This is a genomic window from Pseudomonas sp. S5F11 (genome assembly GCF_019641515.1).
GTDB classification, from domain to species: Bacteria; Pseudomonadota; Gammaproteobacteria; order Pseudomonadales; family Pseudomonadaceae; genus Aquipseudomonas; species Aquipseudomonas rhodesiae.
The window spans coordinates 4,578,530-4,592,823 of record NZ_JAIFJZ010000001.1; the positions used below are offsets into that span (position 1 = coordinate 4,578,530).

The window sequence follows — 14,294 nt, forward strand, 5'->3', positions numbered from 1 at the left end:
TTGAAATGACTTCTGTGTTGTCCTCCACCCGGTTGCCTTGCGGCAACCGGGTTCTTGATTTGGCCCATACGCATGTCATGGGCATTCTCAATGTAACTCCCGATTCCTTTTCCGACGGCGGCCGATTCAGTCAGCAGGATGCAGCGTTGCGTCATGCCGAGGCGATGGTGGCGGCTGGTGCGACCTTGATCGATGTCGGCGGCGAATCGACTCGGCCTGGTGCTCGTATAGTTTCTCCACTTGAGGAGTTGGAGCGGGTTGCTCCCATTGTCGAGCGCATCGCACGTGAGCTGGATGTGATCATCTCCGTTGATACATCGACTCCGGCTGTCATGCGCGAAACCGCGCGACTTGGGGCTGGATTGATCAATGATGTGCGGTCTCTACGGCGTGATGGAGCCTTGGATGCGGCTGCGGCTACAGGATTGCCGGTGTGCCTGATGCATATGCTCGGTGAGCCCGGGAATATGCAGGACGACCCCCATTACGATGATCTGGTAGGTGAGGTAACGGGTTTCCTGGCTGAGCGAATCGCTCAGTGCGCGGCAGTCGGAATAGCGCCGGAGCAGCTCATCCTGGATCCGGGTTTTGGATTCGCCAAGACTTTGCAGCACAATTTAAGTTTGTTCAAACACATGGAGTCCTTGCATGCCCTTGGTCGTCCCCTGTTGGTCGGGGTGTCGCGCAAGAGCATGATTGGGCTGGCGTTGAATCGTCCTGTTGGCGAACGTCTGTATGGCGGCCTTGCACTGGCGGCGCTTGCCATGACCAAAGGTGCACGGATTTTGCGCGTGCATGATGTCGCCGAGACCGTTGACGTGGTGCGTATGATTGCCGCGGTAGAATCAGCCGAATAAGAATGATGGAGCACTTATGACTAAAAAATATTTTGGCACCGACGGTATTCGTGGTCGGGTCGGCGAGTTTCCCATTACTCCTGATTTTATGCTCAAGTTGGGGTGGGCGGCAGGCATGGCGTTCCGCAGTATGGGGGCGTGCCGCATCCTGGTGGGGAAGGACACTCGAATTTCCGGTTACATGTTTGAATCAGCGCTTGAGGCTGGTTTGTCAGCTGCAGGTGCGGATGTGATGTTGTTGGGGCCAATGCCTACGCCGGCGATCGCTTACCTGACGCGCACGTTTCATGCTGAGGCCGGTATTGTGATCAGCGCTTCTCACAACCCTCACGACGACAACGGCATCAAATTCTTCTCTGGGCAGGGCACTAAACTGCCGGACGAAATCGAGTTAATGATCGAGGAGTTGCTGGATGCCCCCATGACAGTGGTCGAGTCCAGTAAGTTGGGCAAAGTGTCACGTATCAATGATGCATCGGGCCGCTACATCGAATTTTGCAAAAGCAGTGTGCCAAGCAGTACTAATTTCGCTGGCCTTAAAATCGTTGTCGATTGCGCTCACGGTGCGACTTACAAAGTGGCGCCAAGCGTATTCAAGGAGTTGGGCGCTGATGTGACAGTGCTGTCGGCCCAGCCTAACGGTTTGAACATCAACGAGAATTGCGGTTCTACTCATATGGAGCAATTGCAGGCCGCAGTTTTGGCTCAGCATGCCGATCTGGGGATTGCCTTTGATGGCGACGGTGACCGTGTGTTGATGGTGGATCACACCGGTACTGTAGTAGACGGTGATGATCTGTTATTCATCATTGCTCGCGATCTGCATGAGCGTAACAAGTTACAGGGCGGTGTCGTTGGGACACTGATGAGCAATCTGGGCCTTGAGTTGGCTCTGGCGGAATTAGGCATTCCTTTCATTCGCGCGAATGTTGGGGACCGTTATGTGATTGCTGAGCTCCTGGAGCGAAATTGGCAGGTGGGGGGCGAGAACTCCGGGCATGTTGTCTGCTTCCAGCACACCACGACAGGTGATGCCATTATCTCTGCATTGCAGGTGTTGCTTGCGCTGCGGCGTCGTGAAGAGAGCCTCGCTCAAGCGCGTCAGGCCATGCGTAAATGCCCGCAGGTGCTGCTCAATGTGCGCTTTGCCGGTGGCGAAAACCCAATCGAGCACCCCGCTGTTAAGGAAGCGTGCGAGCGCGTGACCCAAGCAATGGCTGGCCGTGGGCGCGTGTTGTTGCGTAAGTCCGGGACCGAGCCTCTAGTGCGTGTCATGGTCGAAGGGGAAGATGAAATACAGGTCCGTGGCCATGCAGAAGACCTGGCGAAACTGGTAACTGAAGTTTGCGCCTGAATTCGGCTTGCCAGTGATGATGTGGTTGGGTAACATCTGCGCCCACTTTGACCGACGAGGTACAGCATGCGTCGCACTATGGTAGCTGGTAACTGGAAGATGCACGGTACCCGCGCCAGTGTCGCTGAGCTGATCAATGGCCTTCGTCACTTGGCTTTGCCTAGCGGTGTTGATGTTGCGGTTTTCCCGCCTTGCTTGCATATCACCCAGGTGGTTGATGGCTTGAAAGGTAAGTCGATTCAGGTCGGCGCGCAGAATTCTGCAGTGGAGGCCATGCAAGGTGCTTTGACTGGCGAGATTGCGCCAAGTCAGTTGGTCGACGCGGGATGTTCATTTGTGCTTGTTGGGCATTCCGAGCGTCGCCAGATGATGGGTGAGCGGGATGGCACCCTCAATCGCAAGTTCGCAGCAGCACAAGCATGTGGCTTGGTTCCTGTGTTGTGTATAGGGGAGACCCTGGAGCAGCGCGAATCCGGCAAGACTCTTGAGGTTGTCTCGCGTCAGCTTGGCAGCATCATTGAAGAGTTGGGCGTTGGCGCGTTTGCAAAGGCGGTCATTGCTTATGAGCCGGTCTGGGCCATTGGTACCGGGCTGACTGCTACACCGCAACAGGCGCAGGATGTGCACGCAGCCATCCGCGCTCAGTTGGCGGCAGAGAATTCTGAAGTCGCACAAGGTGTGCGTCTTCTATACGGCGGCAGCGTGAAGGCGGCCAATGCGGTCGAACTGTTCGGCATGCCGGATATCGATGGGGGGCTCATTGGTGGAGCTTCCCTGAATGCAGATGAGTTCGGTGCGATTTGTCGCGCCGCGGGAAACTGAAAAAATGCTGGAAACAGTCGTAGTCGTTTTTCATCTGTTGGCTGCCCTGGGCGTAGTTGCCCTGGTTTTGTTGCAACAGGGTAAAGGTGCGGATGCTGGTGCGTCTTTCGGTGCAGGTGCTTCAAATACTGTGTTCGGAAGCCAAGGTTCCTCTACCTTTCTTAGTAAGTTTACTGCTATACTTGCCGCCGGTTTCTTCATAACCAGCTTGGGGTTAGGTTACTTTGCTAAAGAGAAAGCTCATATGCTGACTCAAGTAGGTTTGCCAGATCCAGCAGTGTTAGAAGTACCTAAAGCAAAACCGGCTTCTGATGATGTCCCGGTGCTTCAAGAGCAAAAGTCGGCTACTCCAGCGACTGACGTACCTCCAGCTCAAGAGCAGAAGTAAGAAGGGTTTTAAACGCTGTATTGCCGAGGTGGTGGAATTGGTAGACACGCAACCTTGAGGTGGTTGTGCCCATAGGGTGTAGGGGTTCGAGTCCCCTTCTCGGTACCAATTATCAGGAGAGCCCGCTGTTGCGGGCTTTCTTGTAGGTGGAAGGTTACATTGACCCTGTAAGGGATCGGTCGTATACTTCCGCCCCAGCTTTGTCGCGGGGTGGAGCAGTCTGGTAGCTCGTCGGGCTCATAACCCGAAGGTCGTCGGTTCAAATCCGGCCCCCGCAACCAGTTTTAGCGGAGCCCCTTTTAAGGGGCTTTTTGTTAGCTGGACACTTTCAACGCCGCTGTTCGACGGCGTTTCAAGGATGGGCGTTTCGCCCATTTTTTTATTTTGCACAGCATGCACATACATGCACGAGGGGGTTCAGGTGTCGAGCAAGCTAGAAGAGTTGCAGGCCTTGCTGGCCCCGGTGGTCGTGGCCCTAGGCTATGAATGCTGGGGTATTGAGTTTTCGGCTCAAGGTCGCCACTCAATGTTGCGCGTTTATATCGATAAAGAGGGCGGCGTGCTGGTGGACGATTGTGCCATTGTCAGCCGTCAGATCAGTGGTGTGTTGGATGTTGAAGATCCAATTTCCGTTGAGTACACCCTTGAAGTTTCCTCGCCAGGCATGGAACGCCCACTGTTCACTCTCGAGCAGTTTGCTAAATATGTCGGTGAACAAGTGAAGATCAAGCTGCGATCTCCCTTTGAAGGGCGACGCAACTTTCAGGGCCTTCTACGCGGTGTAGAAGAGCAGGACGTCGTGGTGCAGGTAGAAGACCATGAGTTCCTGTTGCCGATCGATATGGTCGACAAGGCCAACATTATTCCCAGTTTTGACTGAGACGCGGATCCCGCGGATCCAATGGCTTGCGAAAGGCGAGGCGTACGATGAGCAAAGAAGTACTGCTGGTTGTTGAGTCGGTATCCAATGAAAAGGGCGTACCGGCAAACGTGATTTTTGAAGCGTTGGAGCTGGCTTTGGCCACTGCTACCAAAAAGCGTTTTGAAGACGAAGTTGATCTGCGTGTGGAAATTAACCGCCACACCGGTGCCTATGAGACTTTCCGTCGCTGGACGGTCGTCGAAGAAGCCGATCTTGATGATCCGGCCATCGAAACCTGGCCGAGCAAGGTTGCTGAAACGCACCCTGGCGCAAAGGTCGGTGATGTCGTCGAAGAAAAGATCGAATCGATTGAATTCGGCCGTATTGCTGCACAGACTGCTAAACAGGTCATCGTGCAGAAGGTTCGCGAAGCCGAGCGCGCTCAAGTCGTTGACGCCTATCGCGAACGCCTGGGTGAGATCATCTCCGGTACCGTTAAAAAAGTAACTCGCGACAATGTGATCGTCGACCTGGGTAACAACGCCGAAGCGTTGCTGGCCCGTGAAGACATCATCTCTCGCGAAACCTTCCGTGTCGGCGTGCGTTTGCGGGCGCTGCTCAAGGAAATCCGCACCGAGAACCGCGGCCCTCAGTTGATCCTGTCGCGTACCGCACCGGAAATGCTGATCGAGCTGTTCCGTATCGAGGTGCCGGAAATTGCCGAAGGTCTGATCGAAGTGATGGCTGCGTCCCGTGACCCGGGTTCGCGCGCCAAAATCGCGGTCCGCTCCAAGGACAAACGTATCGACCCGCAGGGCGCTTGTATTGGTATGCGCGGTTCGCGCGTTCAGGCGGTGTCCGGTGAGTTGGGCGGTGAGCGTGTGGATATCGTCCTGTGGGACGATAACCCGGCGCAGTTCGTGATCAACGCCATGTCGCCGGCTGAAGTGGCGGCAATTATCGTTGACGAAGATGCCCATGCCATGGACATCGCCGTTGGCGCAGACAATCTGGCTCAGGCCATTGGTCGTGGTGGTCAGAACGTGCGTCTGGCCAGCCAACTGACCGGTTGGACCCTGAACGTGATGACCGAATCGGACATCCAGGCTAAGCAGCAAGCTGAAACCGGCGACATCCTGCGCAACTTCATCGAAGAGTTGGAAGTCGATGAAGAATTGGCACAGGTTCTGGTAGATGAAGGTTTCACCAGCCTGGAAGAGATTGCCTACGTACCGTTGGAAGAAATGCTCAACATCGACGGCTTTGACGAAGATATCGTCAACGAGCTTCGCGCTCGGGCCAAGGATCGCTTGTTGACTAAAGCCATCGCTACTGAGGAAAAGCTGGCAGACGCCCATCCGGCCGAAGACCTGCTCTCGCTTGAGGGTATGGACAAGGATTTGGCGATGGAACTGGCGGTGCGCGGCGTAATTACCCGCGAAGACCTGGCCGAGCAGTCTATTGACGATCTGCTCGACATCGACGGCATTGACGAAGATCGTGCCGGCAAGTTGATCATGGCCGCCCGAGCCCATTGGTTCGAGTAACTAGGCGCGGCCTGAGGAGAGAAGTGCATGACGCAAGTCACGGTGAAACAACTGGCCGATGAGGTCAAAACACCGGTAGAGCGCCTGTTGCAGCAGATGCGTGAGGCAGGTCTGCCGCACACCGCCGCCGATGAAGGTGTGAGCGATAGTGAGAAGCAGTCTTTGCTGACTCACTTGAAGAGCAGCCACAAGGCGAAAGTGGAAGAACCGCGCAAGATTACATTGCAGCGCAAAACCACCAGCACCCTGCGTGTTGCGGGTAGCAAGAGCATCAGCGTTGAAGTACGCAAGAAGAAAGTCTTCGTACAGCGCAGCCCGGAAGAAATCGAAGCCGAGCGCAAACGTGAACTGGAAGAACGTCGCGCAGTAGAAAATGCTGCACGTCAGAAGGCTGAAGAAGAAGCCAAGCGTCGCGCCGAAGAAGAAGCGCGTCGCCAGCCTGCTGCTGCGCAACCTGCTGCCACTGAAGCGGTTGCCGCGCCAAGTGCACCTGTTGAAGCTGTGCGTGAGGCCGCTCCGGTTGCCGCTGCACCAGCCCCTGCAGCTGACCGTAAGCGTGAAGAGCCCCGTCGTCCGGACAAACCACGTGCCGACGATAACAATCGTCGCGGCGGCGGCGATGGCGAGCGTAAAAACGCTCCGCATCGTGCTTCGGTCAAAGAGAAAGCGCCTGCTCCACGCGTTGCCCCACGTACTACCGACGAAGAGAGCGATGGCTTCCGTCGCGGTGGTCGCGGCAAGGCCAAGCTGAAGAAACGCAACGCCCACGGTTTCCAGAGCCCAACCGGCCCTGTTGTGCGCGAAGTGAAGATCGGCGAGACCATCACTGTGGGCGATCTGGCCCAGCAGATGTCGGTCAAGGCTGCTGAAATTATCAAGTTCATGTTCAAGCTGGGCACGCCGGCCACCATCAACCAGGTACTGGATCAGGAAACTGCTCAACTGGTTGCTGAAGAGCTGGGCCACAAAGTGACCCTGGTCAGCGACACCGCCCTGGAAGATTCCCTGGCCGAGTCCCTGAAGTTTGAAGGTGAAGCGGTTTCCCGTGCACCGGTTGTGACCGTAATGGGCCACGTTGACCACGGTAAAACCTCCCTGCTCGACTACATCCGTCGTGCCAAGGTGGCTGCGGGTGAAGCTGGTGGTATCACCCAGCACATTGGTGCTTACCACGTTGAAACCGACCGTGGCATGGTGACGTTCCTCGACACCCCTGGTCACGCCGCGTTTACCGCAATGCGTGCCCGTGGTGCCAAGGCGACTGACATCGTGATCCTGGTGGTTGCGGCGGACGACGGCGTGATGCCACAAACCATCGAAGCCGTTCAGCATGCCAAGGCTGCTGGCGTTCCTTTGGTTGTAGCTGTGAACAAAATCGACAAGCCGGGCGCCGATCTTGATCGCATCCGTAGCGAACTGTCGGTTCATGGCGTGACTTCCGAAGAGTGGGGTGGTGACACTCCATTCGTACCGGTCTCCGCGAAAATGGGTACCGGCGTTGACGAACTGCTTGAAGCCGTTCTGTTGCAAGCCGAAGTTCTGGAACTGACCGCAACACCATCGGCTCCTGGCCGCGGTGTCGTGGTCGAATCCCGCCTCGACAAGGGCCGTGGCCCGGTTGCGACGGTGCTGGTTCAAGACGGTACCCTGCGCCAAGGCGACATGGTTCTGGTCGGTTCGAACTACGGCCGTGTACGTGCCATGCTCGACGAGAACGGTAAGCCAATCAAGGAAGCCGGTCCGGCCATTCCAGTCGAGATTCTCGGCCTGGACGGTACTCCGGACGCTGGCGACGAGATGAGCGTGGTTGCCGACGAGAAGAAAGCCCGTGAAGTGGCTCTGTTCCGTCAAGGCAAGTTCCGCGAAGTCAAACTGGCCCGTGCTCACGCCGGCAAGCTTGAAAACATCTTCGAGAACATGGGCCAGGAAGAGAAGAAGACGCTTAACATCGTCCTCAAATCCGACGTACGTGGTTCCCTCGAAGCGTTGAACGGCGCCTTGAACGGCCTGGGTAACGACGAAGTGCAAGTGCGCGTTGTCGGTGGCGGTGTCGGTGGTATCACCGAATCCGACGCCAACCTGGCACTGGCTTCCAACGCTGTACTGTTCGGCTTCAACGTGCGTGCCGATGCCGGCGCTCGCAAGATCGTCGAGCAGGAAGGCCTGGACATGCGTTACTACAACGTCATCTACGACATCATTGAAGACGTCAAGAAAGCCCTTACCGGCATGCTTGGCAGCGACGTCCGGGAGAACATCCTGGGTATCGCCGAGGTGCGTGACGTGTTCCGCTCGCCGAAATTCGGTGCGATCGCCGGTTGCATGGTTGTCGAAGGCACTGTGTACCGTAACCGCCCAATCCGTGTACTGCGTGAAGACATCGTTATCTTCGAAGGCGAGCTGGAATCCCTGCGCCGCTTCAAGGATGACGCTTCCGAAGTGCGTGCCGGCATGGAATGCGGTATCGGCGTCAAGAGCTACAACGACGTCAAGGTTGGCGACAAGATCGAAGTCTTCGAGAAGGTTCAGGTTGCTCGCAGCCTCTAACTCGCGCACTTCCGGAGCCACGCGGCGAGTGGGTATGCAAATGCCCCGCACCGCGTACGGACTCTAAACGCAACGCCCGGTCTGGCTTTTGTCAGGCCGGGCGTTTGCCGCTTTCAGACCCCACGGGTTTCACCGTGTGGCAGTAACAGGTAACAAGACATGGCAAAAGAATACAGCCGTACCCAGCGTATCGGCGATCAGATGCAGCGAGAGTTGGCTCAACTGATCCGTCGCGAAGTCAAAGACCCGCGCGTTGGCCTGGTCACCATCACCGCTGTTGAGGTGAGCCGTGACGTGGGCCACGCGAAGATCTTCATCACCGTGATGGGGCAGGATAACAGCGAAGAAATAGCGCAAAGCATCAAGGTGCTCAACGCTGCAGCAGGTTTCCTGCGCATGCAGTTGGCCCGTGAAATGAAGCTGCGCAGCGTTCCCCAACTGCACTTCCACTACGATGAAAGTGTGGTGCGTGGTGCGCATCTGTCGGCACTGATTGAGCGCGCCGTGGCTGAAGACAGCCAGCACCCGTCCGCACCTGAAGACGCCAAGGAGTAAGCGGTGGCTCAGGTCAAACGTATCCGTCGTAACGTCAGCGGCATCATTCTGCTCGACAAACCCATTGGCTTTACCTCCAATGCAGCGCTGCAGAAGGTCCGCTGGTTGCTCAACGCTGAGAAGGCCGGGCACACAGGTAGTCTCGATCCGCTGGCTACGGGCGTATTGCCGCTGTGCTTCGGCGAGGCCACCAAGTTCTCGCAATACTTGCTCGATTCCGACAAGGGTTACGAAACCCTGATGCAACTGGGCAAGACCACTACCACGGCCGACGCCGAAGGCGATGTTCTGCAGGTTCGTGACGTGACCGTTGGTCGTGCTGATATCGAGGCTGTTTTACCCGCTTTTCGTGGAGAAATCAGCCAGATACCGCCTATGTACTCGGCGCTCAAGCGTGATGGCCAGCCCCTTTACAAGTTGGCGCGTGCGGGTGAAGTAGTGGAGCGTGAACCGCGTTCTGTTACTATTGCGCGCTTGGAATTGCTCGCCTGTGAAGGCGATACCGCGCGTTTGGCCGTGGACTGCAGCAAAGGCACCTATATCCGTACCCTGGTGGAAGATATCGGTGAAAAGCTCGGTTGCGGTGCCTACGTTGCAGAACTGCGACGCACCCAGGCCGGGCCTTTCAGTCTGGCCCAGACGGTGACGTTGGAAGAGTTGGAAGCGGTGCATGCCGAAGGCGGTAATGAAGCGGTTGATCGCTTCCTGATGCCATCGGACAGTGGGCTGCTGGATTGGCCATTGCTGCACTTCTCGGAACACAGCGCGTTCTACTGGCTCAACGGCCAACCGGTACGCGCTCCGGATGCCCCGAAGTTCGGTATGGTGCGAGTACAGGATCACAACGGTCGCTTTATCGGTATCGGTGAAGTGAGCGAAGACGGGCGCATCGCGCCGCGTCGACTGATTCGGTCAGAATGACCGAACGAGTGTGGCTGTTAACAGGCATGGTCAACACTCATTTTTAGATACAGGGATTTGTCCCTGGCCTGTTGAAACTTCCCTTTGGGTGGTTTCCTGAAAAAAGGATTGCCTCATGGCTCTCGACGTTCAAGAAAAAGCACAAATCGTAGCTGACTATCAGCAAGCTGTTGGTGACACTGGTTCGCCAGAAGTGCAAGTTGCACTGCTGACCCACAACATCAACAAGCTGCAAGGTCACTTCAAGGCCAACGGTAAAGACCACCACTCCCGTCGTGGTCTGATCCGCATGGTAAACCAGCGCCGTAAGCTGCTGGACTACCTGAAAGGCAAAGATCTGGGTCGTTATCAGACTCTGATCGGTCGCCTGGGTCTGCGTCGCTAATAAGCGATTGCGCTAGAGGTTGGTTGTCTGCCGTGTGTCAGTGGAATCCCGCTGGCCCATGGCAGGCTCCCAGCCTCAAGTTTTATCTGGATACACGTTTTACCCTGGACGAGCGTCGGGCCGATTCCCGGCATTGCCCAAGAATTTCGCAAGAAGACAAGTTCCCCAAGAGCCACAAAGAAGGTAGGACACCGTGAACCCGGTTATCAAAAAATTTCAGTTCGGTCAGTCGACCGTTACCCTCGAGACAGGCCGTATCGCCCGTCAAGCCTCCGGCGCAGTGCTGGTTACCGTTGATGATGACGTTACCGTATTGGTGACCGTTGTTGGCGCCAAGACCGCTGACCCTAGCAAAGGCTTCTTCCCTCTTTCCGTTCACTACCAGGAAAAGACTTACGCTGCCGGTAAGATCCCTGGCGGTTTCTTCAAGCGCGAAGGTCGTCCTTCCGAGAAAGAAACCCTGACTTCCCGACTGATCGACCGTCCGATCCGTCCGCTGTTCCCTGAAGGCTTCATGAACGAAGTGCAGGTTGTCTGCACCGTCGTGTCCACCAGCAAGAAGACCGATCCGGACATCGCTGCGATGATCGGTACTTCGGCTGCCCTGGCCATCTCCGGCATTCCTTTCGATGGCCCGATCGGCGCTGCCCGCGTTGCGTTCCACGAAAGCACCGGTTACCTGCTGAACCCGACTTACGAGCAACTGAAAGCGTCGAGCCTGGACATGGTCGTTGCCGGTACCTCGGAAGCCGTACTGATGGTTGAATCGGAAGCCAAAGAGCTGACTGAAGACCAGATGCTGGGCGCTGTACTGTTCGCCCATGACGAATTCCAGGCCGTTATCAAAGCGGTCACCGAGCTGGCTGCTGAAGCCGCCAAGCCAACCTGGACCTGGGCTCCGCAAGCCGAAGCTACCGAACTGCTGGGCACCATCCGTTCTGAGTTCGGCGCTGCCATCTCCGACGCCTACACCATCACCGTCAAGGCCGACCGTTACGCTCGCCTGGGCGAGTTGAAGGATCAGGTGGTGGCTAAGCTGTCCGGTGAAGAAGGCCAGCCTTCCGCCAGCGACGTCAAAGCTGCATTTGGTGAAATCGAATACCGCACCGTTCGCGAAAACATCGTTAACGGCAAGCCACGTATCGACGGCCGCGATACCCGTACCGTGCGCCCGCTGAACATCGAAGTCGGCGTTCTGCCGAAGACTCACGGTTCGGCCCTGTTCACCCGTGGTGAAACTCAGGCACTGGTAGTTGCGACCCTGGGCACTGCCCGTGACGCACAACTGCTGGACACCCTGGAAGGCGAGAAAAAAGACCCCTTCATGCTGCACTACAACTTCCCTCCGTTCTCGGTGGGCGAGTGCGGTCGCATGGGCGGTGCGGGTCGTCGCGAAATCGGTCACGGCCGTCTGGCCCGTCGTTCGGTTCAGGCCATGCTGCCGGCTGCTGACGTGTTCCCGTACACCATCCGTGTCGTATCGGAAATCACTGAGTCCAACGGTTCCAGCTCGATGGCTTCCGTGTGCGGTGCTTCCCTGGCATTGATGGACGCCGGTGTGCCGATGAAGGCGCCGGTTGCCGGTATCGCCATGGGCCTGGTGAAGGAAGGCGAGAAGTTTGCCGTCCTGACCGACATCCTGGGTGACGAAGACCATTTGGGCGACATGGACTTCAAAGTAGCCGGTACCGCTAAAGGTGTTACTGCGCTGCAGATGGACATCAAGATCAAAGGCATCACCGAAGAAATCATGGAAATCGCTCTGGGCCAAGCCCTTGAAGCGCGCCTGAACATCCTCGGCCAGATGAACCAGATCATTGGTCAGTCGCGTACCGAACTGTCGGAAAACGCTCCGACCATGATCGCGATGAAGATCGACACCGACAAAATCCGTGACGTTATCGGTAAAGGCGGCGCGACCATCCGTGCGATCTGCGAAGAAACCAAGGCCTCGATCGATATCGAAGACGATGGTTCGATCAAGATCTTCGGCGAAACCAAGGAAGCTGCGGAAGCTGCACGTCAGCGCGTGCTGGGCATCACTGCAGAAGCTGAGATCGGCAAAATCTACGTAGGTAAGGTTGAGCGCATTGTCGACTTCGGCGCATTCGTCAACATCCTGCCAGGCAAGGACGGTCTGGTTCACATCTCCATGTTGAGCGACGCTCGCGTTGAGAAGGTGACCGATATCCTCAAAGAAGGCCAGGAAGTGGAAGTACTGGTACTGGACGTGGACAACCGCGGCCGTATCAAACTGTCCATCAAAGACGTAGCAGCGGCCAAAGCCTCGGGCGTTTAATTACCCCTAGTTCTCAAGCTAAAAAAGGACTCTTCGGAGTCCTTTTTTTATGGCTGCTGGAAAATGCCTAAAAATCAGACGGTTAATGAAAACCCGAATGCCGCAACTTGCATGCAGGTGTTGAGGGCTTCATGCAATATGCACGATTCCGGAAATGGTGTTGATTTGTAAGTCATTGTTTTTAAAGGTTTTAATAGCAAGAATAGAATTGGCACAGTGTCTGCAATATCCCTGTTAACGCTGCAGCATTGAGGTTTACACGCTGCAGACTTTTAATAAAACAGGAGTTACTCGTATGAAGAAGTTCGCTCTCGCTACCGCAACAGCTACCGCTCTGACCCTGGCTATGGCCAACGCTGCCTTCGCCCAACCTACTCAGGCGCCGATGACCCTGGCTGCTGGCGAGATGACCAAGGCTAAAGAGTCCACTTCGGATACCTGGATCACCACCAAAGTCAAAGCTGACCTGCTGACCGAAAAAGGCATTCCAGGTTCGGACATCAAGGTTGAAACCAACAAAGGCGTGGTTTCCCTGTCTTCCGATGTAGCAATTTCGGACTCGCAGAAGGCGACTGCCGTAGCTATCACCAAGAAAATCAAAGGTGTTACCGCTGTTTCCGCTGATGGCCTGATGGCTGGCGGCGCTGCAAAGGCTGACAACATCGACAAGTCCAAAGAAGCCACTTCGGATACTTGGATCACCACCAAGGTGAAAGCTGACCTGGTAACCGAAAAAGGCATTCCTGGCACTGACATTAAGGTCGAGACCAACAAAGGTGTGGTTTCCCTGTCGTCCGCTACCCCAGTGACCGAATCGCAGAAAGCCACTGCTGTTGCGATCACCAAGAAAATCAAAGGCGTGAAAGCTGTATCGGCTGATGGCCTGAAAGCTGAGTAACGCTCAATGGTTCGTCTGAGCTTAGCGGCGGCGGCGCGTGAGTTAGATATCCACTCAATGCACCTCTGAGATTCATGCGACCGACTACACGGATGTGGTCATTACAGGCCCCGGCACTTTGTGTCGGGGCCTGTTCTATTTTAAGGCCGACTGCAACAAGCGAGCCTATTGCACCGGGGGAGCTAGTATTGATTGTCCATAGCTATCTCGAATCGGCCTGCACCCACGTTCACGCAAGACCTTCTTCTTGCAACGCTTTTTGAACGGCAGGACGCACTTTAACCCGGTCATACCAGGCATGTAGGTTAGGCAAATTGTCGAAGTGAATGTCGGCTTTGTAATAACTGGTCAGCCACGCGGCCTGCCCCCAGCCTGTCAATGCGAACAAATAGGCATCTGCCACAGTGAAGGAATCACCCATGAGGTATGGGCGAGTACTCAACTGTTCGTCAATCCAGGCGAAGCGCTTCTCCAGCTTCGGCTTGGCAGTGTCTACGTATTTACCTGCGAGTGTGGAGTACAACAGCGGAATGAACCCCTTATGAATCTCAGACGCCAGGAAACTCAGCCACTCTTGAAGCCGGTATCGATCAAGGGTGCAATGGGGGGGAACAAGCCCAAGCTCCGGCCTCAGGTCACCCAAATATTGCACGATTGCTGGGCCTTCACGCAGGATAGTGCCGTCGTCCAGCTCGATTGCCGGCACATAACCAAAGCTGTTGACCTCGAAGTAATCGGCACCTGATTCGGTGAGGTGTTTCTTGTGATCGACTTTAACCAGCGTGGCGTCGAGACCAAGCTCATTCATGACGATATGGGGCGATAAGGAGCAAGATGCGGGGATGTAGTACAGCTTCAT

At 56.0% G+C, this 14,294-nt stretch carries 13 protein-coding genes and 2 tRNA genes; 14 read left to right on the forward strand and 1 reads right to left on the reverse strand.

From position 1 onward, the window contains the following. Positions 1-5: 5 nt before the first annotated feature. The 14 genes from folP (at position 6) to K1567_RS20720 (ending at position 13,435) form a co-directional block, all read left to right on the forward strand. A complete protein-coding gene (gene folP, locus K1567_RS20655) occupies positions 6-857 on the forward strand; it encodes a dihydropteroate synthase (RefSeq protein WP_047882053.1) in 852 nt (283 codons plus the stop codon). A gap of 16 nt (positions 858-873) precedes the next feature. Beyond that, a complete protein-coding gene (gene glmM, locus K1567_RS20660; RefSeq protein ID WP_169868964.1) occupies positions 874-2,211 on the forward strand; it encodes a phosphoglucosamine mutase in 1,338 nt (445 codons plus the stop codon). Between the two features lie 66 nt (positions 2,212-2,277). Then, complete coding sequence (gene tpiA, locus K1567_RS20665; protein ID WP_034100720.1) at positions 2,278-3,033, forward strand: triose-phosphate isomerase; 756 nt, start codon at positions 2,278-2,280, stop codon at positions 3,031-3,033. A 4-nt stretch (positions 3,034-3,037) separates the two neighbouring features. Further along, a complete protein-coding gene (secG, locus tag K1567_RS20670; RefSeq protein ID WP_034100718.1) occupies positions 3,038-3,421 on the forward strand; it encodes a preprotein translocase subunit SecG in 384 nt (127 codons plus the stop codon). 22 nt (positions 3,422-3,443) lie between these two features. Beyond that, positions 3,444-3,529, forward strand: a tRNA-Leu gene (locus K1567_RS20675). Positions 3,530-3,625: 96 nt separating this feature from the next. Next, positions 3,626-3,702: transfer RNA gene (locus K1567_RS20680), tRNA-Met, on the forward strand. Between the two features lie 140 nt (positions 3,703-3,842). Then, positions 3,843-4,301 carry a ribosome maturation factor RimP gene (rimP, locus tag K1567_RS20685; protein WP_034100945.1) on the forward strand — a complete coding sequence of 153 codons (459 nt, stop codon included), beginning with the start codon at positions 3,843-3,845 and terminating at the stop codon, positions 4,299-4,301. Positions 4,302-4,348: 47 nt separating this feature from the next. After that, the gene (gene nusA, locus K1567_RS20690; RefSeq protein ID WP_034100716.1) at positions 4,349-5,830 is read left to right on the forward strand and encodes a transcription termination factor NusA; all 1,482 of its coding nucleotides are present in this window, start codon (positions 4,349-4,351) and stop codon (positions 5,828-5,830) included. Positions 5,831-5,857: 27 nt separating this feature from the next. Then, positions 5,858-8,377, forward strand: coding sequence for a translation initiation factor IF-2 (gene infB / locus K1567_RS20695; RefSeq protein WP_034100714.1), 2,520 nt, complete (start codon positions 5,858-5,860; stop codon positions 8,375-8,377). 159 nt (positions 8,378-8,536) lie between these two features. Then, entirely contained in the window at positions 8,537-8,932 is a 396-nt protein-coding gene (rbfA, locus tag K1567_RS20700) for a 30S ribosome-binding factor RbfA (RefSeq protein ID WP_034100712.1), read from the forward strand. Between the two features lie 3 nt (positions 8,933-8,935). Further along, the gene (gene truB, locus K1567_RS20705; protein WP_034100709.1) at positions 8,936-9,853 is read left to right on the forward strand and encodes a tRNA pseudouridine(55) synthase TruB; all 918 of its coding nucleotides are present in this window, start codon (positions 8,936-8,938) and stop codon (positions 9,851-9,853) included. 115 nt (positions 9,854-9,968) lie between these two features. After that, entirely contained in the window at positions 9,969-10,238 is a 270-nt protein-coding gene (gene rpsO, locus K1567_RS20710) for a 30S ribosomal protein S15 (RefSeq protein WP_003177875.1), read from the forward strand. 193 nt (positions 10,239-10,431) lie between these two features. Next, a complete protein-coding gene (gene pnp / locus K1567_RS20715; protein ID WP_034100707.1) occupies positions 10,432-12,537 on the forward strand; it encodes a polyribonucleotide nucleotidyltransferase in 2,106 nt (701 codons plus the stop codon). Positions 12,538-12,832: 295 nt separating this feature from the next. Next, on the forward strand, positions 12,833-13,435 hold the full coding sequence (locus tag K1567_RS20720; RefSeq protein ID WP_034100705.1) for a BON domain-containing protein: 603 nt from the start codon (positions 12,833-12,835) through the stop codon (positions 13,433-13,435). Positions 13,436-13,664: 229 nt separating this feature from the next. Here the strand turns inward: K1567_RS20720 and gstA are convergent, their stop codons facing one another. Further along, positions 13,665-14,294: a glutathione transferase GstA gene (gene gstA / locus K1567_RS20725; RefSeq protein WP_169868962.1), complete on the reverse strand. Its 630-nt coding sequence runs from the start codon at positions 14,292-14,294 to the stop codon at positions 13,665-13,667.

Coding starts and splice junctions, on each gene's coding strand:
- folP (WP_047882053.1), top strand. CDS start 6: ATGACTTCTGTGTTGTCCTCCACCCGGTTGCCTTGCGGCAACCGGGTT.
- glmM (WP_169868964.1), top strand. CDS start 874: ATGACTAAAAAATATTTTGGCACCGACGGTATTCGTGGTCGGGTCGGC.
- tpiA (WP_034100720.1), top strand. CDS start 2,278: ATGCGTCGCACTATGGTAGCTGGTAACTGGAAGATGCACGGTACCCGC.
- secG (WP_034100718.1), top strand. CDS start 3,038: ATGCTGGAAACAGTCGTAGTCGTTTTTCATCTGTTGGCTGCCCTGGGC.
- nusA (WP_034100716.1), top strand. CDS start 4,349: ATGAGCAAAGAAGTACTGCTGGTTGTTGAGTCGGTATCCAATGAAAAG.
- infB (WP_034100714.1), top strand. CDS start 5,858: ATGACGCAAGTCACGGTGAAACAACTGGCCGATGAGGTCAAAACACCG.
- rbfA (WP_034100712.1), top strand. CDS start 8,537: ATGGCAAAAGAATACAGCCGTACCCAGCGTATCGGCGATCAGATGCAG.
- rpsO (WP_003177875.1), top strand. CDS start 9,969: ATGGCTCTCGACGTTCAAGAAAAAGCACAAATCGTAGCTGACTATCAG.
- K1567_RS20720 (WP_034100705.1), top strand. CDS start 12,833: ATGAAGAAGTTCGCTCTCGCTACCGCAACAGCTACCGCTCTGACCCTG.
- gstA (WP_169868962.1), bottom strand. CDS start 14,294: ATGAAGCTGTACTACATCCCCGCATCTTGCTCCTTATCGCCCCATATC.